Annotated in this window: 28 protein-coding genes; 12 read left to right on the forward strand and 16 right to left on the reverse strand. The window is 68.8% G+C overall.

The features are described from left to right. Position 1: 1 nt before the first annotated feature. The 3 genes from EV644_RS09345 to EV644_RS09355 all read right to left on the reverse strand — a co-directional run bounded on the left by EV644_RS09345 (position 2) and on the right by EV644_RS09355 (position 2,537). Positions 2–481, reverse strand: coding sequence for a BatC protein (locus EV644_RS09345; RefSeq protein ID WP_199239716.1), 480 nt, complete (start codon positions 479–481; stop codon positions 2–4). Positions 482–602: 121 nt separating this feature from the next. Then, positions 603–1,691 carry an Rv2231c family histidinol phosphate aminotransferase CobC gene (gene cobC / locus EV644_RS09350; RefSeq protein ID WP_132190247.1) on the reverse strand — a complete coding sequence of 363 codons (1,089 nt, stop codon included), beginning with the start codon at positions 1,689–1,691 and terminating at the stop codon, positions 603–605. Between the two features lie 54 nt (positions 1,692–1,745). Continuing rightward, positions 1,746–2,537: a carbon-nitrogen hydrolase family protein gene (locus EV644_RS09355; RefSeq protein ID WP_132190119.1), complete on the reverse strand. Its 792-nt coding sequence runs from the start codon at positions 2,535–2,537 to the stop codon at positions 1,746–1,748. Between the two features lie 66 nt (positions 2,538–2,603). Between EV644_RS09355 and EV644_RS09360 the strand changes: the two genes are divergently transcribed. From EV644_RS09360 to EV644_RS09375, 3 genes are all read left to right on the forward strand, one after another. Continuing rightward, positions 2,604–2,714, forward strand: coding sequence for a MerR family DNA-binding transcriptional regulator (locus EV644_RS09360; RefSeq protein ID WP_132190118.1), 111 nt, complete (start codon positions 2,604–2,606; stop codon positions 2,712–2,714). 67 nt (positions 2,715–2,781) lie between these two features. Next, positions 2,782–3,321 (forward strand): molybdenum cofactor guanylyltransferase, encoded by a 540-nt coding sequence (gene mobA / locus EV644_RS09365; protein ID WP_241998478.1) that lies wholly within the window; start codon positions 2,782–2,784, stop codon positions 3,319–3,321. A gap of 380 nt (positions 3,322–3,701) precedes the next feature. Beyond that, positions 3,702–4,679: an NAD(P)H-quinone oxidoreductase gene (locus tag EV644_RS09375; RefSeq protein WP_132190116.1), complete on the forward strand. Its 978-nt coding sequence runs from the start codon at positions 3,702–3,704 to the stop codon at positions 4,677–4,679. Positions 4,680–4,716: 37 nt separating this feature from the next. Here the strand turns inward: EV644_RS09375 and EV644_RS09380 are convergent, their stop codons facing one another. Further along, positions 4,717–5,136 (reverse strand): VOC family protein, encoded by a 420-nt coding sequence (locus EV644_RS09380; protein ID WP_132190115.1) that lies wholly within the window; start codon positions 5,134–5,136, stop codon positions 4,717–4,719. 73 nt (positions 5,137–5,209) lie between these two features. Here EV644_RS09380 and EV644_RS09385 point away from each other — a divergent pair, with 73 nt between their 5' ends. After that, entirely contained in the window at positions 5,210–5,782 is a 573-nt protein-coding gene (locus EV644_RS09385) for a TetR/AcrR family transcriptional regulator (protein ID WP_132190114.1), read from the forward strand. 130 nt (positions 5,783–5,912) lie between these two features. On the opposite strand, the gene EV644_RS09390 is transcribed toward EV644_RS09385, so the two are convergent. Both EV644_RS09390 and EV644_RS09395 read right to left on the reverse strand, forming a co-directional pair. Then, a complete protein-coding gene (locus EV644_RS09390; RefSeq protein WP_439649157.1) occupies positions 5,913–6,236 on the reverse strand; it encodes a transposase in 324 nt (107 codons plus the stop codon). Positions 6,237–6,330: 94 nt separating this feature from the next. Continuing rightward, positions 6,331–6,654 carry a hypothetical protein gene (locus tag EV644_RS09395; RefSeq protein WP_132190113.1) on the reverse strand — a complete coding sequence of 108 codons (324 nt, stop codon included), beginning with the start codon at positions 6,652–6,654 and terminating at the stop codon, positions 6,331–6,333. A gap of 619 nt (positions 6,655–7,273) precedes the next feature. On the opposite strand from EV644_RS09395, the gene EV644_RS09405 reads away from it, so the two are divergent. Both EV644_RS09405 and EV644_RS09410 read left to right on the forward strand, forming a co-directional pair. After that, complete coding sequence (locus EV644_RS09405) at positions 7,274–7,804, forward strand: CGNR zinc finger domain-containing protein (RefSeq protein WP_132190111.1); 531 nt, start codon at positions 7,274–7,276, stop codon at positions 7,802–7,804. A gap of 31 nt (positions 7,805–7,835) precedes the next feature. Further along, entirely contained in the window at positions 7,836–8,447 is a 612-nt protein-coding gene (locus EV644_RS09410; protein WP_132190110.1) for a bacterial proteasome activator family protein, read from the forward strand. Positions 8,448–8,503: 56 nt separating this feature from the next. Here EV644_RS09410 and EV644_RS09415 read toward each other — a convergent pair whose 3' ends face one another. Further along, the gene (locus EV644_RS09415; protein ID WP_132190109.1) at positions 8,504–9,316 is read right to left on the reverse strand and encodes an HAD family hydrolase; all 813 of its coding nucleotides are present in this window, start codon (positions 9,314–9,316) and stop codon (positions 8,504–8,506) included. 603 nt (positions 9,317–9,919) lie between these two features. Here EV644_RS09415 and EV644_RS09420 point away from each other — a divergent pair. Beyond that, a complete protein-coding gene (locus EV644_RS09420; RefSeq protein WP_241998476.1) occupies positions 9,920–10,429 on the forward strand; it encodes a WhiB family transcriptional regulator in 510 nt (169 codons plus the stop codon). 170 nt (positions 10,430–10,599) lie between these two features. Here the strand turns inward: EV644_RS09420 and EV644_RS09425 are convergent, their stop codons facing one another. Together EV644_RS09425 and serS are read right to left on the reverse strand one after the other, a co-directional pair. Continuing rightward, on the reverse strand, positions 10,600–11,394 hold the full coding sequence (locus EV644_RS09425; protein ID WP_132190107.1) for an HAD family hydrolase: 795 nt from the start codon (positions 11,392–11,394) through the stop codon (positions 10,600–10,602). Beyond that, complete coding sequence (gene serS / locus EV644_RS09430; RefSeq protein WP_132190106.1) at positions 11,391–12,668, reverse strand: serine--tRNA ligase; 1,278 nt, start codon at positions 12,666–12,668, stop codon at positions 11,391–11,393. The genes EV644_RS09425 and serS overlap by 4 nt, the downstream gene beginning before the upstream one ends. A gap of 106 nt (positions 12,669–12,774) precedes the next feature. On the opposite strand from serS, the gene EV644_RS09435 reads away from it, so the two are divergent. Beyond that, positions 12,775–14,367, forward strand: coding sequence for a bifunctional phosphatase PAP2/diacylglycerol kinase family protein (locus EV644_RS09435; RefSeq protein WP_132190105.1), 1,593 nt, complete (start codon positions 12,775–12,777; stop codon positions 14,365–14,367). Here the strand turns inward: EV644_RS09435 and EV644_RS09440 are convergent. Next, positions 14,335–14,847, reverse strand: coding sequence for a DUF4446 family protein (locus EV644_RS09440; protein ID WP_199239717.1), 513 nt, complete (start codon positions 14,845–14,847; stop codon positions 14,335–14,337). The two genes, EV644_RS09435 and EV644_RS09440, sit on opposite strands and share 33 nt — an antisense overlap. A 107-nt stretch (positions 14,848–14,954) precedes the next feature. Between EV644_RS09440 and larB the strand changes: the two genes are divergently transcribed. Both larB and larC read left to right on the forward strand, forming a co-directional pair. Next, entirely contained in the window at positions 14,955–15,674 is a 720-nt protein-coding gene (larB, locus tag EV644_RS09445; protein ID WP_132190245.1) for a nickel pincer cofactor biosynthesis protein LarB, read from the forward strand. Beyond that, positions 15,671–17,017 (forward strand): nickel pincer cofactor biosynthesis protein LarC, encoded by a 1,347-nt coding sequence (gene larC, locus EV644_RS09450; protein ID WP_132190104.1) that lies wholly within the window; start codon positions 15,671–15,673, stop codon positions 17,015–17,017. Before larB ends, larC begins: the two co-directional genes overlap by 4 nt. Positions 17,018–17,044: 27 nt before the next feature. Here larC and EV644_RS09455 read toward each other — a convergent pair whose 3' ends face one another. The 4 genes from EV644_RS09455 to EV644_RS09470 all read right to left on the reverse strand — a co-directional run bounded on the left by EV644_RS09455 (position 17,045) and on the right by EV644_RS09470 (position 20,558). Next, positions 17,045–17,362: a cupin domain-containing protein gene (locus EV644_RS09455; RefSeq protein WP_132190103.1), complete on the reverse strand. Its 318-nt coding sequence runs from the start codon at positions 17,360–17,362 to the stop codon at positions 17,045–17,047. A 32-nt stretch (positions 17,363–17,394) separates the two neighbouring features. Then, positions 17,395–19,011 (reverse strand): MptA/MptB family glycosyltransferase, encoded by a 1,617-nt coding sequence (locus EV644_RS09460; RefSeq protein WP_241998474.1) that lies wholly within the window; start codon positions 19,009–19,011, stop codon positions 17,395–17,397. A gap of 14 nt (positions 19,012–19,025) precedes the next feature. Continuing rightward, a complete protein-coding gene (locus EV644_RS09465) occupies positions 19,026–19,730 on the reverse strand; it encodes a glycosyltransferase (protein WP_241998473.1) in 705 nt (234 codons plus the stop codon). A gap of 225 nt (positions 19,731–19,955) precedes the next feature. Further along, positions 19,956–20,558, reverse strand: coding sequence for a dihydrofolate reductase family protein (locus EV644_RS09470; RefSeq protein WP_132190101.1), 603 nt, complete (start codon positions 20,556–20,558; stop codon positions 19,956–19,958). Positions 20,559–20,827: 269 nt separating this feature from the next. Between EV644_RS09470 and EV644_RS09475 the strand changes: the two genes are divergently transcribed. After that, positions 20,828–22,027 carry an arginine deiminase gene (locus EV644_RS09475; RefSeq protein WP_132190100.1) on the forward strand — a complete coding sequence of 400 codons (1,200 nt, stop codon included), beginning with the start codon at positions 20,828–20,830 and terminating at the stop codon, positions 22,025–22,027. A gap of 180 nt (positions 22,028–22,207) precedes the next feature. On the opposite strand, the gene EV644_RS09480 is transcribed toward EV644_RS09475, so the two are convergent. Both EV644_RS09480 and EV644_RS09485 read right to left on the reverse strand, forming a co-directional pair. Continuing rightward, entirely contained in the window at positions 22,208–23,176 is a 969-nt protein-coding gene (locus tag EV644_RS09480; protein WP_132190099.1) for a DUF5926 family protein, read from the reverse strand. Positions 23,177–23,314: 138 nt separating this feature from the next. Continuing rightward, the gene (locus EV644_RS09485) at positions 23,315–23,731 is read right to left on the reverse strand and encodes an ATP-binding protein (protein WP_132190098.1); all 417 of its coding nucleotides are present in this window, start codon (positions 23,729–23,731) and stop codon (positions 23,315–23,317) included. A gap of 810 nt (positions 23,732–24,541) precedes the next feature. Between EV644_RS09485 and EV644_RS09490 the strand changes: the two genes are divergently transcribed. Beyond that, positions 24,542–25,414: a glycerophosphodiester phosphodiesterase gene (locus EV644_RS09490; protein WP_132190097.1), complete on the forward strand. Its 873-nt coding sequence runs from the start codon at positions 24,542–24,544 to the stop codon at positions 25,412–25,414. Positions 25,415–25,439 lie beyond the last annotated feature (25 nt).

A 25,439-nucleotide genomic window follows, 5' to 3' on the forward strand; every position in this document is an offset into this window, starting at 1 on the left:
ATCACCTACTCCCGGAGTTTCCGCCGGCGCCACCGTCCGCCCCACCGTCAGTGGCACCCGGAGAAGCTCCACCGTCGGCAGGTCCTTCGGCACCGCTGTCGGCTCCTCCGTCGGCGCCGCCATCGCTGACACCTGGCAAGGCACCGCCGTCCGCGGGTCCCTCCGCACCACTGTCGGCGCCACCGTCCGCGCCACCGTCAGTCGCACCGGGTGAGGCGCCACCGTCCGCGGGACCCTCCGCACCACTGTCGGCGCCACCGTCCGCGCCGCCGTCGCTGGCTTCGACCGCTGCCCCGCCGTCGGCACCACCGTCGGTCGCACCGCTCACAGCGCCACCGTCCGCGGGTCCTTCACCACCGCCGGTACCGCTGTCCGCACCTCCGTCGGCGCCCCCGTCGTGCGCACCGGGTGTCGCGCCACCGTCGGCAAGGCCCTCGCCTCCGCCGGACGAGGTCGTCATGTCGTCGTCGTTGATGCCCATGATGCTGCTCCCTTCGGGAATGCCTGGAGTACCTGAGTGGACTCCCTGTGTGCAAAGTAGATCGGGGTTAAACCTCTGCGCGGGGTACAGCGAGCACTCGGTTCAGCAGCGATCGCCGGTGTCAACCAAGCAGGTCGCGCCAGACCTTGAGGAAGCCGTCCGTGACACTGTCCGGCCGCACAGCGATCCGCAGCCAGTCTGGCCCCAGCCCGGGGAACGTGTCACCCCTCCGCACGGCAATTCCCCGCTCCCGCAACCGTTCCCGCAGCATCGCCGCCCCCTGCACCCGCACCAGCACGAACGGCCCCCGCGCCACCCCGAACGTCTCCACCCCCTTGTACTCCGAACCCCCGACGCCGTACTCCGAAGCCGCGCCGCCAGGTAGTCCCGCCGAGCAGCCGAGGCCGTCGAGCAGATGGGCCCGGTGCCGGTCGATCTCCAGGGCCGCCTGGGCGGATTCCTCCAGTGCTCGTTTGTTGCTGCAAGCAATTGCCGCCGCGAGTGCAGGAGTGGACACCGGCCACTGCGGCTGGACCGCCGCCAGTTGCTCGATCAGCCCGGCGGCGGCCACGACGTACCCCACCCGCAACCCGGCCAGACCCCAGGTCTTCGTCAGGCTGCGGATCACAATCAGCCCCGGGATCGAGGCACCGACCAGTGACTCCGGCTCGCCCGGCACCGCGTCCATGAACGCCTCGTCGACGACCAGGATCCGGCCGGGCCGGGCCAGTTCCCGCAGGTCGTCGGCGCGGTGCAGCACCGAGGTCGGGTTGGTCGGATTGCCGATCACGACGAGATCCGCATCGGCCGGCACCGCCCGCGGGTCGAGCACGAACCCGTCCTCGGGCCGCAGGATCACCCGATCGACCAGATGCCCAGCCGACCGCAGGGCCGCCTCGGGCTCGGTGAACTGGGGATGAACGACGACCGGGTGCTTGGTCTTGAAGGCCCGCGCGATCAGCACGAACGCCTCGGCCGCGCCCGCGGTGAGGAGCACCTGATCGGGCTCACAGTTGTGCCGAGCGGCGACTGCGGCCAGGGCCGGCTCCTGCCGCGGGTACGACGCGAGGTCCGCCAGGCTTCCGGCGATCTCCTCGACCAGCCAGGCCGGCGGCGTACCGGTTCGGACGTTGACTGCGAGATCGACAAGTCCATGACCGACCTCCAGATCACCGTGGTGGTCGAGGTCGAACCCGTCCGGCCGCTGCATCACACCCAGGAGGCTAACCCGGACGCCGCCTCCATGGCTCCGGAATCTCACTACCTAGCGTGGCGCGACGGTGAAGCGGCGGTTCTTGAGGGACGGGTTGCGGGTGCGGGTGTCGGCCAGCCGGTCCGGGGAGATCTCGGCCTGGACGAACCCGTCCGCCTCGCCGACCGCGGCGACCGCGACTCCCTGCGGGTCGATCACTTGGCTCAGCCCGCAGTACTTCTTCCCGTTCTGCGCGGCCGCCGCGACATAGCAGGTGTTCTCGATGGCGCGAGCCGTCAGCAGCGTGGTCCAGTGGTGCTCCTTGAGCGGCCCCCGCACCCAGGCAGCCGGTACGACGAGCACCTCCGCCCCGGCGTCCACCAGCGCCCGCGACAGTTCGGGGAATCGCAGGTCGTAGCAGGTCATCAACCCGAGCTTCCGCCCGGCGATCCCCACCACCACCGGGGCGACATCACCCGGGGTGAGCTGGTCGGACTCCCGGTACCCGAAGGCGTCGTACAGGTGAATCTTCCGGTAAGCCCCGAGCAGGTCTCCGTCGGCGCCGACCGCGAGCAGCGTGTTGTACGGCCGGGCCTCGTCGCAGCTCCGCTCGAACATGCCGGCCACGATCGCTGTGCCGTGCTCGAGCGCGACCTTGCGCAACGCGCTGACGAACTCTCCGTCGAGCGACTCGGCGAGATCGCCGACGGATCCACCCTCGGTGGCGAAGTCGGCCATCATCGCCTCGGGCAGCACGACCAGGTCGGGCTTGTCCCGCACGGCCTCGGCGACGAGGGCGGCCACCTTCTCCCGGTTGGCTGCCTTGTCGTGCGAACTGGCGGTCTGGACCACGGCGATCTTCACGCCTCCATGGTGCCGCAAATCAGCCACACTTGAACCTCACCCCACGTGAGGACCTAGCTTCGAAGCATGAACACCGGGGAGAAGACCTGGCGGGTCGGCGAGCTCGCCACGGCGACCGGGGTGGGCGTCCGGGCCCTGCATCACTACGACGAGATCGGCGTGCTGCCGCAGCAATGAGCCCCAGTGATCCGCAGCGCCGAGTGTGTCGAGTGCAGGGGGCTGCGGACTACGGGAGACTTCAGGGGTGGAGTTCGATGCGGTGGTACTGGCGGGCGGCGGGTCTACCCGATTCGGCGGAGTGGACAAGGCGCTGCTGGTACTGGACGGGATCTCGCTCCTCGATCGGGTGCTGACGGCAACGATCGGGGCGACGTCCACGGTGGTGGTCGGTCCGGCGCGGCAGACGTACCGGACCGTGGACTGGACGCTCGAGGATCCACCGTCGGGTGGCCCCGTGGCGGGCATCGCCGCAGGTGTCGCGAAAGGCGCAGCACCCGTGATCGTGGTGGTCTCGTGCGACCTACCGTGGATCACGAAGGACGATGTGACCCGCCTGGTCGAGGGACTCGACGAGCACGACGGGTTCGGACTGCTCGACACCGATGGCCGGGAGCAACGCCTGGCCGCGGCGTACCGGCGTACGGCGTTGGCCGACGCGTTGCGTATGATCGGGAATCCGCGGGACCAGTCGGTGCGGCGGCTCTTCGCGGGGCTCGACCTGGCCTGGTCCGAGCCGACCCGCGCGGGCGACGACGTCGACACCTGGTCCGACTTCGACGACTGACCCCCCGGTAATTCGGTCGCTAGCCAAGCACCCCCGGCCCTACGGCGACGCGGGTGATCGAAAATGTCGCGGAGATCGTGCCACGGTCCGCCGGCCGGCTGAGCACTTCGAGGTACGGCGAAGCGCCGCCGCTCGGCTGATCGTCAAGATCTACGCGCCAGAGTGGGCGTGGAAACAAGCCAAGGAGGACTGGCGCGAACGGACCACGCTCTACCGGCTTTACCATTCACTCGAACTATGGGATTGGATCAAGTCGACAGGCACTGTCGATCCCCTCGACAGCATCGCCGGCGACCTGGCCACGATCGTCCGGAGCTGACCACCCGGACCGACACGGGCGAGCAATGGGGAAGCGCGGGCAACGCAGTACCGTGGCCACCATGCGAGCTGTCGTTTGTGAGGGTGCCGGTGGCGTCGAGGTCCTGAAGGTCGCCGAGATCGAGGATCCCACCCCGGCGCGGGACGAGGTCGTCATCGATGTGGTCGCCGCGGGCGTGAACCGCGCGGACCTGCTGCAGCGGCAGGGGCACTACCCGCCGCCGCCCGGTGCGCCCGGCACGATCGGCCTCGAGGTGTCCGGGACGATCTCCGAGGTCGGCGCCGAGGTCGAGGGCTGGTCCGTCGGCGACGAGGTGTGCGCGCTGCTCGCGGGCGGCGGGTACGCCGAGAAGGTGGTCGTCCCTGCACCGCAGGTGATGCCGAAGCCAGACGGCCTGGACCTGGTCAGCGCCGCCGCGCTGCCCGAGGCGGTCGCGACGGTCTGGTCGAACGTCTTCATGGCCGCCCACCTCAAGGACGGCGAGACGCTGCTGGTGCACGGCGGCTCCTCCGGGATCGGTACGACGGCGATCCAGCTCGCGGTCGCGCACGGCGCTCGGGTGCTCTGCACGGTCGGCAACGCGGAGAAGATGGAGTTCTGCACGCGGCTCGGCGCCGACGTGGCAATCAACTACAAGGAAGCCCTGTGGGCCTCGGTGGTCAGCGAGGCGACCGGTAAGGCCGGCGCCGACGTGATCCTCGACATCATGGGCGCGAAGTACCTGCAGGACAACGTGAAGTCACTGGCCTTCGACGGCCGGCTGGTCGTGATCGGCATGCAGGGCGGCACCAAGGGCGAGCTGGATCTCGGCCGGCTGATGAGCCGTCGCGGCCTGGTCACCGGGACGGGGCTGCGGTCCCGGTCGGTGCTGGACAAGGGCGAGATTCTCGCCGAGGTGGTCGCGCACGTCTGGCCGCTGGTCGAGGCGAAGAAGGTGCGGCCGATCATCCACCGCACCTTCCCGCTCGAAGCCGTCGCCCAGGCCCACGAGACCCTCGAACAGTCGAATCACATCGGCAAGGTCCTGCTCACCGTCTGACCTCCTCACCGCCGGCATCGTCACCACGCCGCACCTGCTACTGCGCCGTGGGGATGTTGGCGGCGAGCCACTCGGGGTCCGGCGCGACCAGTTGGATCACGTCGAGCCAGGTGCCCTCGGGGTCGCGGACGTAGAAGTGCCGCTGTCCCCACGGCTCGGTGATCACCTCGCCCTCCAGTTCCACGCCGGCCTCGGTGAGCGCCTGCGCGACCTTGTCGGCGTCCTCGACGACGAAGCCGAAGATGTTGGTGCTGTCCTTCGTGGCCGAGACCGCGGCCGGCACCGAGGCGTGGCCGCGCTCGGAGATCGCCAGTTCCCAGTCCGCCTCGCCGCGGCGAAGACAGATGAACCAGCCGAGGTCGATGGTGATCTGCAGGTCGAAGTGCTGCTGGTAGAAGGCGGCGACCTCCGCCGGGCGCGAGGTGACGACCGTCGCGCCGAATGCTGCGGGTAACATCCTGACTCCTGACTACTACATCTGTTGTGGTTGAGTACGACAGTTGTAGTGGATAGCTGCTAGGCTTGTCAACATGCCGAGAAACCCCGAACGCCGCACCCAACTGGCCGACGCGGGCCTGGCCGTCCTGGCCGAGTCAGGCGCCCGCGGGCTGACCCATCGCGCGGTCGACGCCACGGCCGGGCTCCCGGCCGGCACCGCCTCGAACTACTTCCGCACTCGCGACGCTCTGCTCGGTGCGCTCGGCGAGCGCATCTTCGAGCGGCTCGCGCCGGACGACGCAGTACTGGCTCCGCTGGCCGAGCGAGAGCCGACCGTGGACCTCGTCGTCGACTACGTCCACTACATCGTTGAGCGGTTGTTGAAGCGACCCGAGTTGTCCCTTGCGCTCTTCGAGCTGCGACTGGAGGCGGCTCGCCGCCCCGGGCTGAACGAGATCCTGTCCCGCACCCTGCAGCAGGGGTTCGATACCGACGTCTCGTTCCACGTCCAGGCCGGACTGCCGGGCGGCGCCGAGGAGGTCCGCCTGCTGCACTTCGCCATCGAAGGCCTCATCCTCGACCAGCTAACGCCGGGCGCCGGCCGCCGCTACGACGTAGACGCCGTCACCGCCCGCCTCGTCCGCCGCCTGGTCCGTGACGACTAGGCCGTGTTGCTAAAGGTCTGGACCCAGTGGAGTGTGGCTGCGAGGCACTGACCGGAGTGGTGGTTCCGGGCAGTCTTGTCTGATCGCATTGCGAGCCCACGCCACTGCTTGAGCTTGTTGAAGCACCGCTCTACGACGTTGCGGCCCCGGTACCGCTGCCGCTGCTCGTCACCGAAGTCGATCGGCCCCCCGGGCCGCTTGCGGCGGTGGGCGATCTGGTTGTCACGTTCCGGGATCGTCGCGGCGACGCCGCGCTCGCGCAGCCATGCCCGGCCCAGTTCCCGAACCGCTCGGGCAGGTCCCGCCACGGCGCCCCGGTCCGGAACCGCCACGCCGTGGCCTCGACAACCGTGCGCCGGTCCACAGGAGGGCGGCCTGTTGCCTTCGGCGCCGGGAACAGCGGCCCGATCACCGCCCACGCCTTATCCGAGACCACGTCACGCGACACGAGCACAAGGCTGCGCCCGACGACATCAAAGACCCTCTGGCAACACGCTAGGTGACTGACCGAGACTCGTTGCCCGCGCGCACCACGAAGCGTCGACTGGTCAGACGGGATCGGTGAACGAGATCGGCTTGCCGGTGGCGCGGGCGTATGCGATCTCCCTGCTCGTGGACTCGCCGATATACCCGCCGGGGTTGACGACCAGAACGCGGTCAGCCAGGTCGATCTTGCGCAGGTGGAGGGCGCCCAACGCGGTCTTCTGCTCGTTGGTGATGAACTCGTCTGCTTCGTGATCCTCGGCGCGCAGGAAGACGCCTGGCGCGACGACGATGACGCCTGCAAAGGTCAAGTCGCGGTTCGCCGCGCGCATCTCGTCCACGAACCGGGTAGAGCCGCAGATGCACACAATCTCAGGCCGGTCAGGCACAGCTCAGTCCTTCGGATCGAACGGGTAACCGTCAGTGCGCGCGTTGACGTCACGGACAGGAACACGAGCCAACAGTTTACGCAGCGAGATGGACACGGCCGCACTGTCGCAGGCGGGAGGCGTGGTCCATGCTGTGAGACGGCGCTCGACGCCGAAATCTGGGGTGCGCCCGGCTCACCAACTCCCTTTAGCAACACGGCCTAGCGCCAGGCACTAGTTGTACAGGGCTCTCTAGTTGCGCAAGGCATCAGCCTGTACTGCGCCTCGCCGCCCGCGTCGCCTTCGCAGTACCGGAGCGCACTGGGCGCTACCGTCAGCAACGTGGCTGGCGCAGAGCGGGGTCGGCGCGGCGTGCGCGTGCTAGAAGCTGTGGTCGACGGGTCTCTTCTTGCCTAGGGCATCCAGTTTGTTGCCCTAGGCATCAAAAGGCGCCCGGACCCTGGCCAGCTCAGGGTGCGCGACGGGGTGCAGCGGAGTACTGGTCACTCGCCACTCGCCGCAGGCGCACTGCTGGTAGCTGATCAGTCCCTCGCTGACAGAGTGAGAGGACGCCACCCTCCAACTGTGCCGGTGAACTTCTTCTCTGGTGGTCATGCGCCCATCATGATGTAATGGCATTGTGCATCTCAACCCTTACGGCGCGGACGCGGTCCTGCTGGCCGTCAACCTGGTCACCAACCCCGCGACCACCGCCGGCGAACTGGCCGATCGTTGCGAGGAGAGCGGCGTCGAGAGTCGCCTGGTCCGGGACCGGCGAGTCACCGCCGCGGACCTCGCCGCAGTACGGGTGGCCCTCGACGAATGGCTGGGGGTGGTGGACGCCCCGGACGAGCAGACCCGAGTGCGGCTGGCGAACGAGATGCTCGCCAAATACACCGAACACCCGCGGCTCACGAACCACGCAGGCGACGGCTGGCACATGCATTACCGGCCTGACGAAGTCCCGGTCGGCCGTCTGGTCGCCACCCTGATCAGCACAGGTACCGCGCTGCACCTGGCCGGCCGCGGCATCAGCCGCCTGGGCCGCTGCGCCACCGACGGTTGCGGCAACGTGTACGCCGACCTGTCCCGGGGCGGGCGCCAGCGCTACTGCAGTCCCGCCTGCGCCAACCGCGACGCCGTCCGCAGGCACAGATCGAAGGCAATCTGAGGGCGCTGGGACAGACGCCTACGATGGGGGGATGAGCGAGAGCAGCAGCGAGAACCAGGGCAGCCAGGGGATCCCGATGACCGGCGCCCAGACCGAGGACGGCAAGGTTCTGATCGTCGGTCCCGACGGCATGGCCGTCGAGGGTCCGCCGCGTGCCGCCGACGATGACGACCAGCCGCGGTCGGTGACCGAACTCGTCGAGCAGCCGGCCAAGGTGATGCGGATCGGCAACATGATCCGCCAGCTGCTCGAAGAGGTGAAGGCCGCACCGCTGGACGAGGCGTCCCGGCAGCGCCTGAAGTCGATCCACGAGGCCTCGATCAAGGAGCTCGAGACCGGCCTGGCTCCCGAGCTGGTGGATGAGCTGGAGCGGCTCAGCCTCGACTTCACCGACGACAGCACGCCGACCGAGGCGGAGCTGCGGATCGCGCAGGCCCAGCTCGTCGGCTGGCTGGAGGGCTTGTTCCACGGCATCCAGACCGCCCTCTTCGCCCAGCAGATGGCGGCCCGCCAGCAGCTGGAGCAGATGCGGCGCGCACTGCCCGGCAGCCAGCAGATGTCACCGGAGGAAGCCGCCGCTTTCCCGGGTGGACCGCAGGCCCGCAGTACCGACGGTCCCGGCAGCGGTGGGATGTACCTGTAGTTCCTGGTTTTGTGTGACGGGTGGTGCGCTCCGAGTAGCCGATCCGCCTGCAACAGCTAAAGATTGAAGAGTTCTTCGAGGACGGTGGCGACACCGTCCTCGTCGTTCGTGGGGCAGACGACATCCACCATCGCGAGCACGTCCGCATGCGCGTTCGCCACCCCGTACGACGTACCGGCCCAGGCCAGCATCGGGAGATCGTTCAGCGAGTCACCGAACGCGATCGTCTGATCGGCCGAGATCCCTTGGCTGGCAGCGAAATCGGCGAGCATCGCGGCCTTGGACACCCCGCTGGCGGAGATCTCCACCAGGCTGTGGCCGCCGCTGTGGCTCGCTGCGACGCGTTGCCCGACCAGCGGCATGACCCGTGCCAGCAGTTCGTCGGAGTGCCAGCTCGGATGCCGGACGAGCAGCTTGGCCGCCGGTTCGGCCAGCAGTTCCTCGATCTCCGCGATCAAAGTGTCGTCCGGCGTCGGCCACCGGTTGAGGTACCGCGGCTCCTGTCCGTAACGGTTCGATCGCTCAATGGCGAACTCCACTTCGGGAATCTCCGCGCGGATCGCCTTCGCCACTTCGAGCGCGACCACCGGATCGATCATCGCGGTCCGGATCGCCTGCCGCTGAACGACGTCGTACAGAATGGCGCCGTTGGCAACAATCGCGACGCCGTGCGCGCCGACCAGGTCGGCGAGGGCGTGCAACCAGCGTGGTGGCCGCGCGGTGACCATCACGAAGACGGCGCCGGCTTCCTGCACGCCGAGCACGGCGGCCTTCGTCCGGGGCGTGACCGAGCCGTCGCTGTGTACCAAGGTTCCGTCAAGATCGGTGGCGACCAGACGGGGTGGGCGGACTGCATCTCGGGCTGACACCGCACTACCGTATCTTTCTGCGACAGAGTCGCCGCCTTACCCTGTCGAAGCCCTTCGGCGCAAGCGATTGGACATCGCTTTCCCCGCAATCTGGTTGACCATTGAACAACGTCACCAGACCGTTACGGCAGGATGCTGCAAAGGCAGCTAGTTCCCATGCACAGCAGGGTTTGTGCATGATTTTATGCGGTGGCTAGCGGGGAACCGGGGGCGATTCAACCGCGTCGTACGTCCGTTCTGGATCACCTGATCTGGAGCGGCCCCAACCTCGACCAGCGCCGTCGGAGTAGCGATGCGGAATTGGGTGCAACCAAATCCACATCCATGGCGTCAACAGTTATGCATCGGTGCGTCTCGCGCCGGGACGACAAGGGTGGGTCGGCAACAGATCGGTCCGTCAGCTAGTGGGTCCGGGTGTTCGAACGTGATTCATCGTTCGTTCACACGGGTCCGGGAACTTGGGGAGCCACGATGATCGTCAACAGCGCCAAGATAGCGGGGCAAGGGAGCACCAGCTCTCGTGCGGCTGTCGACACATCTTCCATCATGGAAGGGGCCATGACCGGCTGTACTGCACGTACGGACATTTTCCAGCACCGCTTGATGGAAGAACCGCCGCCCGCATCCGCGACCCGGCGAACCCGGGAACGCTACGACCAGCTGGTCCGTGAGGCCAAGACGCTCTGCGCGTCCTGTCCGCTGTTCACCGACTGCCTGTTCAGCGCCGTCGCCGAGCACGATGTCAGCGGCTTCGTCGCCGGCACGACCGCCGCCCAGCGGCGCTCGATACGCAACCTGCTGGACGTCGAGGTCCAGGCAGACGACTTCGACCAGTTGGCCGGAGCCCGCGGCACGCGTCGGCCAGTCAGCCACGAAGAAGTACTCCGGCTGCGGACGCAGTACCCGAACGACAGCCTGGAATCGCTGGCCATGCGGCTGGGTTGCTCGCTGTCGACGGTGAAGCGTCACCTGCGCAGGGCCCGGCGAGGCCAGAGCCCCGCCACCAAGGCCCCGCGTCCCCGCCCGGAGGTGAGCGCCGTCCTGGACGCGTTCGACGCCGTGGTGGACCAGCCGCGCCAGTCGCCACGACCCGGCAGCACCCGCGTCGCCTGACGCTGATACTCGGCCCGCCAGCGGACTATCAGCACCGGACGGATACGAAGGCCCGGAACCCCTGTCTCCACAGGGGTTCCGGGCCTTTTGGTTGCCCATTAAACCTATTTGATTGCCCTTTGAACCGGTTCGGGCTTGAACCTGTTCTACTTCGTGTCGAGGTCCGCGGTTCAGAACCAGCGGTTGAGCACGGCCGCGACGCCGTCGTCCTGGACCGACTTGGTCACCTCGTCCGCGGCGGCCTTGACCTCGTCGGGTGCTGCGCCCATCGAGATCCCCAGGCCGGCGTAGACGAGCATTTCGATGTCGTTGCGCCCGTCGCCCATCGCCAGCAGATCCGCCGGCTCCAGGTCGCACTGCGCCAGCGCGACCTTCAGGCCGGTGCTCTTGTCCACACCCTCGGGGGCGATGTCGAGCCACGCGGTCCAGCCGACGAAGTAGCTGACGCCGTGCAGACCGAGCCGTTCCGCCAGTTGGACGAAGTCGGCCTCGGACTGCTCCGGGTCGCGGATGATCAACCGGGTCACCGGCTCCGGCGCGAGCTCCTCGTCCGCCACGACCCGGATCCCCGCGCCCGTGCCGAGATCGCCGTCCGGGAAGGGCGCGGTGACCAGGTAGCCACCGTCGTGCTCCTCGACGGCCATCCGGGCGTTCGGCGCGTGCTTGCGGACCGACCTGATCACCGTCGACGGGTCGAAGGTGCGCTCGTCGACCACCTCGCCGTCGGGGTACCGGAGCGTCCGTGCACCGTTGCTGCAGACAACCAATCCGCCGTCCGGCAGGCCGAGCAGTTCCGCGACCGGCCGGGTGGTCTGCCAGGACCTGCCGGTGGCCAGGATCACCGGCACCTGCGCCGCAGTACGGCGGACCGCGTCGACGACCGCCGGCGAGAGCGACTCGTCGTGGTCGATCAGGGTTCCGTCGATGTCAAGGGCAACGGCTTTCGGCCGCCAGCCCTTCGTCATCTGCCGACCGGTTCGAGGACCTCACGACCACCGACGTACGGCCGGAGTGCCGCGGGCACCCGGACCGAACCGTCCGGCAGCTGGTGCGTCTCGAGGATCGCGACCAGCCAGCGCGTGGTGGCCAGCGTGCCGTTCAGCGTCGCGACCGGGCGGGTCTTGCCGTCCGCGTCGCGGTAGCGGATGTTCAGCCGGCGGGCCTGGAAGTCGGTGCAGTTCGAGGTGGAAGTGAGCTCGCGGTACGCGCCCTGCGTCGGCACCCAGGCCTCGCAGTCGAACTTCCGGTACGCCGACGTGCCCAGGTCACCGGTCGCCGTGTCGATCACGCGATAGGCCAGTTCCATCTTGTCCAGCATCTCCTTCTCCCAGCCGAGCAGCCGCTGGTGCTCCGCTTCGGCATCCTCGGGGCTGGTGTAGGAGAACATCTCGACCTTGTCGAACTGGTGGACACGAATGATCCCGCGGGTGTCCTTCCCGTAGGAACCGGCCTCGCGCCGGTAGCAGGACGACCAGCCGGCGTACCGGGCCGGGCCGGCGGACAGGTCGAGGATCTCGTCCATGTGGTAGCCGGCCAGCGGGACCTCCGACGTACCGACGAGGTAGAGGTCGTCCTCCTCCAGGTGGTAGACCTCGGACGAGTGGGCGCCCAGGTATCCCGTTCCGCCCATCACCTCGGGCTTGACCAGGGTCGGCGTGATCATCGGGGTGAAGCCGTTCTCGACCGCCTGCGCGATCGCGAGCTGGAGCATGCCGAGCTGGAGCTGCGCGGCGACGCCCTTGAGGAAGTAGAACCGGGCACCGGACACCTTCGCGCCGCGTTCCATGTCGATCGCGCCGAGCAGCTCGCCCAGCTCCAGGTGGTCGCGCGGCTCGAAGCCCTCCGCGGCGAAGTCCCGCGGCTTGCCGACCTCCTCGATCACGACGAAGTCCTTCTCGCCGCCGACCGGCGCCTGCTCGGACACCAGGTTCGGCAGGGCGCGGGACAGCTCGGTGAACCGGGTCTCCGCCTCGTTCGCGGCGGCCTCCTTGGCCTTCACCTCGGCGGACAGCGCCTTGGTCCGCTCCAGCAGCGCGGTGCGCTCGTCGCCCTTGGCCTGCGCGACCTCCTTGCCGAGGCCCTTCTGCTCCGCCCGCAACGACTCGAACGCCGCGATGGACGATCGACGATCACCGTCGGCCGCCAGGATCTGGTCGACCAGATCAGTACTCTCGCCGCGCTTGGTCAGGGACTCGCGGACGGCATCGGGGTTCTCTCGGAGCAATTTGGCGTCGATCACACCCCCGAGGGTATCTGGGGCGTGTCAGGGGTGGCGAAGCGTATTCGGGATGATGGGCTGGGCACCAGCCGTGCCGGCGATGCCATCGAGGGGGAATCAGCGGGCCATGAACCACCATCCACCCAGTCACGTCGGCCGTGCGCTCACGGTCGTCCTGGGTGTGTTGCCGTTCGTCGCGGTCACGCTGCTCGTCTTCAAGGACTGGCCGCCGTTGCGCCGCTGGGACGAGTCCGTGGCGGACCGCGTCGCGGAGCACGGGCTGTCGCACGAGGGCTGGGTGGACCTCTGGCAGCTGCTGGGCACCGTCATCCTGCCGTGGACCGTGCGCGCGGTCGTCCTGGTGGTAGCGATCTACCTGTGGCACCGCCGGGCCCGCCTGCTGACGATCTGGCTGCTGGTCACCGTCGGGGCCGAGCTTGCCCTGGTCCAGGCCGTCATCCACACCTTCGACCGCCCCGCGCCGGAGCAGGCGCTGGTCGAGGTCGACAGCTGGTCCTACGTGTCCGGACACTCGACCGCCGCCTTCGTGATGGCGGGAGCCCTCGGCGTGGTGCTGCCGTCCGTCCGCGGCTGGCGGCGCCGGTTCCGCCTGCTGGTGACGCTGCCGGCCATCGCGGTGGTTCTGCTGGTCTCGTTCGACCGGGTCGCGCTGAACCTCCAGTACGTCTCCGACGTGATCGGCGGCTGGGCCCTCGGACTGGCGATTCTGACCGCCACCACGATCGGGTTCGGGCTTCGCCCGGGCCTGCGCCGACGCCGCCGGCGACCGAAGACGGAGGATGACGGTACGACGGTGCCGCCCCGGGCTGCGGTGATCGTCAACCCGATCAAGGTCGGTGACGGCGTGGCCTTCCGCCGCAAGGTCGCCCGCGCGCTCGCAGTACGGGGGTATGACGACCCGTTGTGGCTGGAGACGCGGGAGGACGACGCGGGCAACGCGATGGCCAAGCAGGCGATCGAGAACGATTCCGACCTGGTCCTGGTCGCGGGCGGCGACGGCACGGTCCGGGTGGTCTGCGCCGCGCTCGCCTCCACCGGAATCCCGGTCGGTGTGATCCCGGCGGGCACGGGCAACCTGCTCGCCCGGAACCTGCACATCCCCCTCGACCTGGACGACGCGCTGGAGCGGATCCTGGAAGGCCGGGACCGGCGGATCGACCTGGTCAGGGTGCACGGCGACGGCCTGGACACCGACCACTTCGCGGTGATGGCCGGGCTCGGGCTGGACGCGGCCATCATCACCGGCGCGCCACCGATCCTGAAGGCGCAGATCGGCTGGACGGCGTACCTGGTGTCCGCGGCCAGGAACATCAACCACCCGTCGGTGAAGGTGCGGATCTCGCTGGACGACGAGGAACCGGTCGAGCGGCGGGTGCGCACGGTGGTGATCGGGAACGTCGGCATGCTGCAGGCGAACATCCCGCTGCTGCCGGACGCGCGGCCGGACGACGGCCTGATCGACGTGGTGGTGATCGCGCCACGGAGGGTGACGCAGTGGCCGCTGGTGTTCTGGCGGGTGATGACGCGGACCAAGCGGACCGAGATGTACCTCGAGCGGTTCACCGGGCGGAAGGTGGAGGTCACCGCCGCGGTGGACGTCCAGCGTCAGCTCGACGGGGACGGGATCGGCCCTGGCCGCAGCCTCACCGCGGAGGTCGAGCCGGGGTCACTGGTGGTCCGGGTTCCCAAGCGTCGGTGACGCCTCCTTGCGGAGCGTGTCGATCGCCTCTTCCTCCTCCGGCGACAGCTTGGCGTCGCTCTCGAAGGCCTTGACCTCCTTGGCGTAGGAGCGGGCGTCGTTCCGGCTGTTGATCGAGGTCAGCACGACTCCGTCGCCGTTGTCGTCCAGCAACGCCATCGACCAGGACAACCGGCCGCTCATCTCGCCGTACGCGTCGTAGCGGACGACCGCCAGGTGCTGCAGCGTCTCTCGCAGCTCGGTGCGGGCCTCCTCGAGCTCCCTGCTCAGCCTGCGGAGCTCAGACTTCACCGTGCCGGGTTTGGCCTCCGGCTGGGCTTGTGCCTGGGCCTGCTGCTGGGGTTCTGGGGTGGCGGCAAGCTCCGTGACGGCCTTGGCCGTGCCGGACTGCGCCCTGAGCGCCTGGACGGCGAACACGAGGGCGAGCACCGCCACGAACAGAGCGGCGATCCCGAAAGCACCGGCTAACGTCGAAGACACGCACCGCAGCCTAATGGCTGCGTGCTCAGCTGGGCGCGCTGCGTGTCAGCTACTGGGTCCGCGGCGCCACTTCCGAGCAAGCCACGTAGATTCACGGCGTGACCCATTTGTCTGACCAAACTCCCGCTAGCGGCCCGCTGCCCGGGGTCCATGACCTCGGCTACGCGCGGCTCGACACCGACAGGCTGGAGCGCACCGGCGACGCCGAGGTGGTCTACGGCGCCGGCAAGACGCCCTCACAGGTCGTCGAACTGCTCCGCACGCTGCACGCTACCCACCCCGGCCATGCCGTTCTGGCGACCCGGCTGGCGGTAGAGGCTCAAGAAGCCGTCTCCGCCGCTCTGCCTGAGGCTGTCGTGGACCCCGTCGGCCGTACTGCGGTGCTAGGCGAGGCGCCTGTACTGCGTGGCACAGTCGCCGTGGTCTCGGCTGGTACGTCGGATGCGCCGGTGGCTGCGGAAGCCGCGACTACTGCGCGGGTGTTCGGCGCTGGGGTCGACCTGATCACCGATGTCGGAGTGGCGGGGCTGCACCGGGTGATGGGTGTGCGGGAGCGGCTCGACGCTGCGGACTGCCTGATCGTGGTGGCCGGGATGGAGGGCGCGCTGCCGAGTGTGGTCGGGGGGCTCGTCGGCGTTCCGCTCGTGGCTGTGCCGACTTCCGTGGGCTACGGGGCCTCGTTCGGTGGGGTTGCGGCCCTACTGGCGATGCTGAACTCGTGTGCGCCGGGGGTGACCGTGGTGAACATCGACAACGGGTTCGGCGCCGGGGTCTTCGCGGCACGGGTCGCCCGGCGTGCGGCGCCGGCAGAGGTGAAGGCGCAGTGAGGGTCGCCTGGATCGACTGCGCGGCCGGTGCGTCCGGGGACATGCTCCTCGGAGCGTTCCTGGCGGCCGGGGCCGACTTGGAGGTGGTCAACGCGGCGATGGCCGCGGTGGACCCGTCGTTGTCGGTGACGGTCGAGCAGACCAGCCGCCACCAGATCGCCGCCACCAAGGCCTCGGTCCGAGTCTCGGGCGAGCTACACCCGGAGAACTTCCCGGAGGGCGTCGGTCCTTCCGCTGAGCCCGAAGCCGGGTCCACCGCCGGGCACGGGCACGACGACGGTGCCGGGCATGGTCATGGGCACGACGACGGCGCCGGGCACGGGCATGAGGACGGCGCTGGGCATGGGCACGGGGCTTCTGCTGGGGCTGGGCATACGCGGAGCTGGGCTGAGGTACGGCGGCTGGTCGAGGCCGCCGGGCTTGCCGACGCTGTGCGGGATCTGGCGCTCGACACCTTCGCGCGGCTGGCTCGGGCCGAGGGGGCCGCGCACGGGGTCGCCCCGGACGACGTGCACTTCCACGAGGTCGGCGCGCTCGACGCGATCGCGGACATCGTCGGGGTCGCCGCCGCGTCGGTGTCCCTCGAACTCGACCGCGTGATCGTCTCCACCATCGCGCTCGGTGGCGGACGCCAGGTCCGCGGCCAACACGGCGGTATTCCCGTACCCGGCCCCGCAGTACTGGCACTGCTCTCCGAGGCAGAAGCACCTGTTACCGGCGGCAGCGCGCCGTACGAGATGACGACGCCGACCGGGGCCGCGCTGCTCGCCGCACTGGCCGACGAATTCGGGCTGCTGCCACCGATGCGGATCCAGCAGACCGGTGTCGGCGCGGGTGGCCGTGACCCGGTCGAGGTGCCGAACATCGTGCGCGTGGTGATCGGCGACGCCGTCGACCGGCCGTCCACCGAACTCCTCTACGAGACCAACGTCGACGACCTGGACCCGCGGATCTGGCCGCAGGTGCTCGCCCGGCTGATGGAGGCCGGCGCCGCCGACGCGTGGCTGACCCCGATCCTGATGAAGAAGGGCCGCCCGGCGCACACGCTGTCGGTTCTGGTCGGCAGCGCGAGCGCCGAGGTGGTCCGCTCGGTGATCCTGGCCGAGACGTCGGCGATCGGCCTTCGCGAGTTCAGCGTTCGCAAGCACGCTGCGGACCGCGAGTTCGCCAGCGTCGAGGTCGAGGGCCAGCTCATCCACGTCAAGATCGCCCGGTACGGCGGTCAGGTGGTCAATGTGCAACCCGAGTACGACGACGTCGCGGCGGCCGCCGCCCAGCTCAAGAAGCCGGTGAAGACCATCCTCGCCAAGGCGATCGCCGCCGGCCACGACCTCTGGAGCTGATGGGGCTCCGGAGCTGACGGGGCTACGTCACCGGCCGGAGTACGGCGGAGCGAAGAAGACGAGCAGGGCCAGGTCCTCGGTGATGTCGGTGAAGCGGTGTTCCTCCTCGGCGGGGACGAACAGGACATCACCGGGGCCGACCGGCTCGGTGCCGCTCGGGGTGACGATGGTCGCCCGCCCGGTCGTCACGACGTAGATCTCGTCCTCGTGGTGCGGCGCCTGGTCGTCAACACCGCCCGCCGGGATCGAGTAGGTCCCCACCGACAACGAGTCGGTCCTCAACTGCTCGGCAAAGTGATTCGGCTCGACCCGCTCGAACACACCCGCCCCAGACAACTTCCGCATCCGCCAGACCCTAACGGCCAACCGGTCCGCACTCAGCTTCCGGCGTGGGCTTTCTCGGTCACGGGTTTGGACTTCCGCTTCGGCCAGTCGTATGGCCACCACTGGGCCCCGCCCCGCCGGGCCCAGACGATCAGCGCGATCAGCACGCCCAGCTCGACCGCCGGGCAGATCGTGTCGCGCAGCCGGGTGCTGAACCACTCCAGCGAGTCGGACAGGCTCGCCGCGACCTGCCGGGCGTTCGGGTCCCGTCCGGGCACATAGGCGATCGCGAGCATGGTGGTCCGGATGACCATCAGCTTGTCCACCTTCGACGCCGCCATCGCGGCCAGCGCGACCCAGGCGATGATGTCGTACCAGGGGAGCGAGTACATCGCCGTGACCAGCCAGGCGATCGCGTAGATCGCGGTGTAGCGGATCGCGTCGGGCGTTCTGTCCTCGGGGTGTGCCTGCGGCACGAGCGACTTCGGGAACACCTGCGAGAGCAGGATCGCGACGACGATCAGACCGACCCAGGCGGCGATCGCGAGCACGGTCCTGACCAGCGCCCCCGGCAGGAACAGGTCGAAGAAGCTGAGCAGGACCTTGTGCGGCGTCCCCGTCGAGATGAACGAACTGTTCGACCGGGCCTGCTGGAGCGCCTCGAGCCCGACCACGGCGTACAGGCCGATCATCGAGATGCCGGCCCCGAGGCAGAGCATGATCATCCGGCGGCGGTCCGCGCGCAGCGACCAGAGCATCGCGATACCGACCAGACCGATCGAGAGCTTCGTACAGCCGGCGACGCCGAGCATGATGCCGGCCCAGAAGATGTGCCGCCGGAACAGCACGAGCGCGATCACCGCGAACATCACCGCGATTGCGTCGTTGTGCGCGCCGGCCAACACCGTCCACAGGATCAGCGGGTTCGCCAGGCCGAGCATCACCACGCGCCGCCGGGCCACCGGGTTCGGGCCGACCAGCTTCATCAGCAGCAGACCGGAGACGACCAGGCTGATCGCGACGGACAACTGCAGCATCCACACGGTGAGCTGCATCGAGTCGCCGCCGACCCACGAGGAGAACCACTGGATCCAGGTGGCGATCGGGCCGTACACGCTCTTCGCGCCCTGCCACGGGCGCTCGGTCGCCGCGATCACCGGGTCGTAGCCGAGCCGGATGGTGTCGGCCGGGGCTGTCGTGTACGGGTTGCCGCCGAGCGACATGATCCGCCCGTACGCCGCGTAGATCAGCACGTCGCCCGAGGCCATCGGCGGGACCAGCGTGATCGCGGCCGTAGTACCGATGCCCAGGGCAACCAATCGCTGGACGCGGGGCGCCCAGCCGTTCTTGAGCGCCCGGGTGGCGAGGTAGACGCCGTATCCACCGAGCAGGATCGCGACGTACACCATCAGCGTGACGAGCCAGTCGTTCGGCTTCGCGTTGAACCAGTACGACGGGAGCCAGGTGTGGCGGTTCGTCAGGGTCAGCACGACCACGGACGGCCCGAGCAGTCCGGCGGCAACGATCAGCACCGTCGAGATCAGGTACAGCCCGACTGCTCTGCGGCCGTCCCTGTCCCCGGCTTTCCGGTCGACGTCCCCGGACTTCTGATCGACGGCGTCAGCCACGCTCTCGTCGTTGCTCGCCTGGCCTGTCTCGCCGGCGCTCATCGGTCCTTCGGCACTCATCGGCCGGGCTTTCGGGACGGAAGCGCACTCCGGGCGGCGAGGGCGCGGCGTACGTGCAGGAACTGACGACCGCGGTGCAACTGGCCGCGCAGGTCCGTGCCGGTCGCACGGTGCCGGACGTCGATCGGCACCTCGAGGATCCGGAAACCCTTCCGGCCGAGGTCGATGCTCAGGGCGGTCTCGACACCGAATCCGCTCGCCAGCGGAACAGCTGCGTCGAACGCGTCCCGGGTGAGGCAACGCTGGCCGGACAGCGGCTGCTCGGGCGCCCAACCGGTCGCCTGCTCGATCCCCTCCCGGGCCAGCCTCACCACGAATCCGTGGCCGCCGGCCTTGCTACCGTCCGCACGCACCTGGGCCGGGAGAGTGCCGATGGTCATGTCGGCCCGGCCGGACATCACCGGCTCGATCAGCGGCTCGGCACCGGTCGCCGAGTCGGTCAGGTCGGCATCGACGAACAACAGATGACGCGCGCGGGCGCCGTCGCGCTCGGCAACAGCCGCCGCCCCGGTCTCCATCGCCGCTGCCTTCCCCTTGTTCCGCTCGTGCCGCACGACGACTGCCCCGGCCCGCTCGGCCGCTGCCGACGTCCCGTCCGTGGAGCCGTCGTCCACGACGACGACCAGGTCGACCCCGGCGATCTTGTGCACCGCGTCCACTGTCGCGGCGATCCGCTCGACCTCGTCCTTCGCCGGGATCACGCACGCAACGGATCTCTCGAAGGGCTCGACGGGGGGCAGATCTGAACCGGACACAGCACCGCAGCCTAGTTGTTCCCCAGCCGAATCCACCCCTCCGCACCCGTCACCTGGGGATATCTCGTTCTTTCGAACGATCGGGTGCGCGGCCTGTGGACAACTCCGGTCCTGCCGGAGCCGATCGCGGCATCTTCTCTGGCAGGACCGAAAGGAGAAGTCATGAGCGCATCAGGAGCGGACGCGGTCGTAGAGCAGGCACAACGCGCCGGACTCGGTGGGAGCCGAGGAGACGAGCTTCCAGGACGTGGCCGGGATGCCGTCCTCGAAGAGGCGTTCGCCGCCACCGACCAGTTCAGGGGCCAAGGTGATGCTGAGCCGGTCGAGCTCGTCGGCCGCGAGCAATGCCTTGATCACGCTGCCGCTGGCGAGGACGACCATGTCGCCACCTTCCTCGGCCCGCAACTGCTTCACCGCGGCCGCCGGGTCGCCGTCGACGATCCGGGAGTTCTGCCACGGCGTGTCCTTCAGGGTCGAGGAGAAGACCACCTTCTCCGTGGAGTTCAGCCACCGCGAGAAGGCCCGGTCCTGCGGCGCCGCGTTCTCGTCGTCCGCGACCGCCGGCCAGAAGCCGCCGAACCCCTCGTAGTTCTTGCGTCCGAGCAACGCCGTGGTGGCGGGGCTCGTCACCCGGGTCATGTGGTCCCGGGCGCCCTCGGTGATCGCGTGCGGCACGATCCAGCTCATGTCGTAGTCACCACCAGGGCCATTCACGCGACCGTCGAGCGAAAGCATGATGTTGCCGGTCACCGTGCGGGCGTTTCCGTTGGTCATTTCTGTTCCTCCTGGTCGAAACGCCCTTTCCGGCGTCCTCTTGACCACAATCCTGTCGGAGACCTCGCCGTGGAACATCGGCCACGTGGCCGATCTGCGCCCACCCCCGGCCGATCCCGTACCGCGACCTGGGCAGGCGCCGGGCGGTCGAGTTGGAGCTTCGGCAAAATTGTCGGACAATCAGACAGAATCAGGGCAGTTCCCCGCGTCGGCGGCGGTGCTGCCGTAGCTTGGGTGGGACGACCGGATCGGGACGAGAGGGCAGGCGCATGACTGAGGCGTATGGCGTCGACAGCGAGGTCGGGCCGCTGCGGACGGTGATGCTGCACCGTCCCGGCAACGAACTGCGGCGACTGACTCCGCGGAACAACGACAAACTGCTGTTCGACGGCATCCCCTGGGTCGGGCGGGCTCAGGACGAGCACGATGCGTTCGCGCAGGCTCTCCGCGACCGGAATGTCGAGGTGCTCTACCTCGGACAACTCCTCAGCGAGGCTCTGGGCGATCCCGCCGCGCGCGCTTCGGCCGTCTCCGGCACCACCGAGGACCTGCGCCTCGGCGACAGCCTCCGCGACTATCTGCGCACCGCGTTGGCGGCGCTCGACCCGGAGCAGCTCGCGGAGGCGTTGATGGCCGGCGTGCGGAACGACGAAGTACGGGCCGGTGGTCTGGTGACGTCGCTGCTCGCCCACGAGGACTTCCTGATCGACCCGCTGCCGAACCTGCTCTTCACGCGGGACTCGAGCGTGTGGATCCGTGACTCGGTCGCGGTCACGTCGCTGGCGATGCCGGCGCGGGCCCGGGAGACGCAGTTGACCGAGCTGATCTACAAGTTCCACCCGCGCTTCTCCGGGGCGGACAAGGTTTACGACCACACGCTGGAGCACGTCGAGGGCGGCGATGTGCTGGCGCTCGGCCCCGGAGTACTGGCTGTCGGCGTGGGTGAGCGGACCACTCCTGCTGGTGTCGAGCGGTTGGCGCGGCGCGTGTTCGCCAAGGACCTGGCGCACACCGTTCTCGCAGTACCGATCGCCCAGCAGCGGGCGACCATGCACCTCGACACCGTGTGCACGATGGTCGACGTCGACGCCGTGCTGATGTACCCGAACATGGCCGAGGAGATGCGAGCGCTCGCGGTCACCACGGATGGCGAAGAACTGCACGTGGCGGAGTCCGAGCCGTTCCTGGTCGCGGCCGCGAAGGCACTCGGCATCGACACCCTGCGCAGGATCGACACGGGCCTCGACCCGGTCACCGCCGAACGCGAACAATGGGACGACGGCAACAACACGTTGGCGCTGGCGCCACGGGTCTGCATCGCGTACGAGCGGACCGTCGAGACCAACGCGCGCCTGGAGGAGTCCGGCATCGAGGTCATCCGCATCTCCGGTTCGGAGCTGGGCTCGGGCCGCGGTGGACCCCGCTGCATGTCCTGCCCGGTACTACGCGAACCAATCACGATCGGGTAGCTGACAAGGCACGTAAACCCGGCGACACGCGGAGTGAAATCGGGGGTTGTTGTCAGGGCCGGTTGTGAGTACTCTTCATGCCTAGGCCCAGGCCCTGTTGCTCCCCCGTCAGCAGGACTTGGGCCGTCCACGTGGAAGGGCCCGCGCTCATCGAGCGCGGGCCCTTCGTCATGTCAGGTCCTAGCGGATCGTCAACTGCCGGCTGGCCAGCCCCGCGCGAGCAGCCCGCTCCTCGGTGGTCAGCGCGTCCTCGGTCGCGAGCGCCTTGTCGAGCGCCGCGGCGAAATCGGCAGCCGGCTTCTCCAGGTCGGCGGCCTCCGCATCGGCCGGCAACTCCCAGACCGGAGCCAGCACACCCAGCGCACGGAACGACCCGATCAGGCGGCTCCCGTCGGTGAGTGCGGACGAACCGGCAGCGTGGAGGCGCGCCAGTGCGTCGAGCAGAGTGTCCTCCGAGTGGGGCATCACCCAGCGCAGGTACCGGCGGTCACCGATCTGCGTCCAGTACGCCGCCTCGACCGACTCCAGGCGGATCGTCGGCGCAGCGGCGGCGTTCGCCCGCTCGAGCCCGGCGGCGACCTCACCGGTCGGATCCTCGACGTTCTCGCCGACCCAGTAGTCGAAGCCCTCATGCACCTTCACGGTGATCGGCTTGGAGGTGTCGATCAGATCCTGCAGGCGCGGACCGTCCTTGAGCAGGTCGCCCAGTTGGATCGGGTTGCCCGGCTCGGTGTTCAGCGCGGCGGTGATGGCATGGGCGACGTCGCGGCTCGGGTCACCCGAAGACGCGTGAGTCTGCAGGCCGATCCAGATCGTCTCGTCGTCGCGAACCAGACCCGGCATCGCCATCGGCAGCAGCGTCACCAGGTTGACCGTCTTGCCCTTGTGCTCACCGGTCAGCGTCACCTCGGCGGTACCGGCCGGGACGATCTCACGGAAGGCGATCAGGTCGCACTCGGCCGGCAGTCCCTCGAACGGCCGGACCACGAAAGCGTCGGCGGCCTGCGCCTGCTCACGGCCGTGGCACTGCTTGAACCGCTTCCCGGAGCCGCACGGGCAGGGCTCGCGCGGGCTGACGTCGACCAGGTCGGCCGGGTCCAGTGTGACGGTCGTGGTGTTCTTGGCGCGGTTGCGCGACTTCTTTCCCATGCCCGCAGTCTTGCAGCACCGCGCCACCACACCCAACCCACGGACATCCCGGGCCGGGCCACGGCGCGGGAGCGCCGCGCGGTACGACGACGGTTGAGGTCAACACGTGGTCCGGGAGAGGCGATGGCGTTGGGGAGGTCAGCGGGGGACGATGGCGTGGACGGTGCGGCGCTTGTCGGCGGTGCGTACGGTCCACTCGACGGTGAGCATTTCCACGATCGCCAGCCCACGGCCGCCGATCGACTCGGGGTGCGGGTCGTTGATCCGCTGCGGCTCGGTGTCCCCGCAGCCGTCGGTCACCTCGATGTGGATGCCGGCCTTGTCGATCCACCAGGCCGCGTGTACCTCACCGTCGGGCAGCGGCGGCGCGTACCGGATCGCATTGGAGAGCAGTTCCGAGAGCACCAATTGCGCGTCATCGCACGCATTTTCGGCGACCCGATGCCGCTTCAGATAGCCGGCCAGACGGCGGCGGGCATCCGCTACCGCGGACACTTCGTGCGGCAGTACGACGTCCATCACGCTCACGTCGGCAGGCAAGGTCGCAGAGGACAAGCAGGGTCTCCTCAGTCATCGGAACAGCACTAGCAGTTCTGCCCAGCATCAACCCGTTGAAAACACTCTCAGCAATTCCGTTACATCACACCGGGGAAGATCACACGTTTAGCAAAGAAACCGAGACAAAAGCGACGGAATTGAACGTGCAAATAACCCCCCGCATTCACCCAACTACACAGAACAACCACCCCGGCCCCCTCCCCAAAACCCTCTGCAACCACCCTCCCCACCCCCAAACACCCTCCCAGCCTTCCCCCTCACCACGCCCGTGAACCACCCACCTCGCCCACCCCCAAACCGCCCCCACCTAGCCCACCGTGTCCCGTCAGCCGCGACGTGCCGCCACGCCCAACCCGCCCCACGCCGCCGCACGTCAGCCCCCACCACCCGGGAAACGCCAGCGACGCTGGTCAACCCCTCAGTCAGCCCCCGCCCTCTCGTCCATCAGCCCTGCTCCACGCCATGGCCACTTGAGCCCGAGTCCACGACCTCGCCAGTGACCGCCTCGCTGCAACCATCCCAACCTGCGGGCCTACCAGGCATGCCGATGAGCCCGCTCAGCACCCGCTTGGCTGACCCCCGGTCGGCGCGCTCATCCGGCTTACGCTCCGCGGGTCGGGTCAGCCTGCTGTCGGCGGAGATCCCGGGCATGCCTGGTTGCTTGCCTTGGCGCGGAGGGTTGCGGAGGCCTGCCGAGCTCGACCCGGGCCCGGCGTACCGGAGTACAGAGGGTTGGTAGCAATCGTTTTCCCGGGAGCGGCGTGGCCGGTTTAGGGGTTCGGTGGGGGGCGTGCCAGAGTTGGGTTCATGGGGAAACGCCCGAGCGTGGTGGCCCACCGTGGCGCTAGTGAGGTCAGTCCGGAGCACACGCTGGCGGCGTACCGCCGGGCGGTCGAGGCCGGAGCGGACGGGCTCGAGTGCGACGTCCGGCTGACGGCTGACGGTCACCTGGTCTGCGTGCACGACCGGCGGATCGACCGGACCTCGAACGGCCGCGGGGTGTTGTCGACCATGCGGTTGGAGGAGCTCGACAGCTTCGATTGGGGTTCGTGGAAGACGCCGTGGGCCGACCTCGACGACGAGGCCGAACTGCCGGATCCGGACCTGCTGAAGGTGCTCACGCTGGAAAGGCTGCTGGAGACGGTTCGCGATGCGGGCCGGCCGCTGGAGCTCGCGATCGAGACGAAGCACCCGACGCGGTACGCCGGGCTGGTCGAGCGGCGGTTGATCGAGATGCTGGACAGGTTCGGGTGGGCGCATCCGAAGATCGGGTCGGAGTCGCCGGTCCGGGTGATGAGCTTCTCCTGGTTGTCCCTGCGGCGGATGCGGGTGATGGCACCTGGTCTGCGCACGGTGCTCCTGATGGACCGGGTACCGCTGCGGTTCCGTGACGGGTCGTTGCCGACGGGTGTCTCGTACGCGGGGCCGAGCCTGGAGATCGTCACGGCCCACCCGGAGTTCGTGGATCGCGCTCACAAGCATGGCCACCAGGTACACGTCTGGACCGTGAACACCGAGCAGGACGTACTCCACTGCGCGGACATCGGCGTCGACGCGATCATCAGCGACCGCCCCGAACTAGCCCTCAACACCCTCGCCGCCCCCCGCCCAGCCAGGCTCCCCACGCCACCCCCCAAACCCTCCCGCTCCCCCCTCCGCCGCCCGCGGCGCCCAGCCTGACCACGCGCTCACCAGCCGAGGTACT

Source organism: Kribbella orskensis (assembly GCF_004342085.1).
Taxonomy (GTDB): domain Bacteria; phylum Actinomycetota; class Actinomycetes; order Propionibacteriales; family Kribbellaceae; genus Kribbella; species Kribbella orskensis.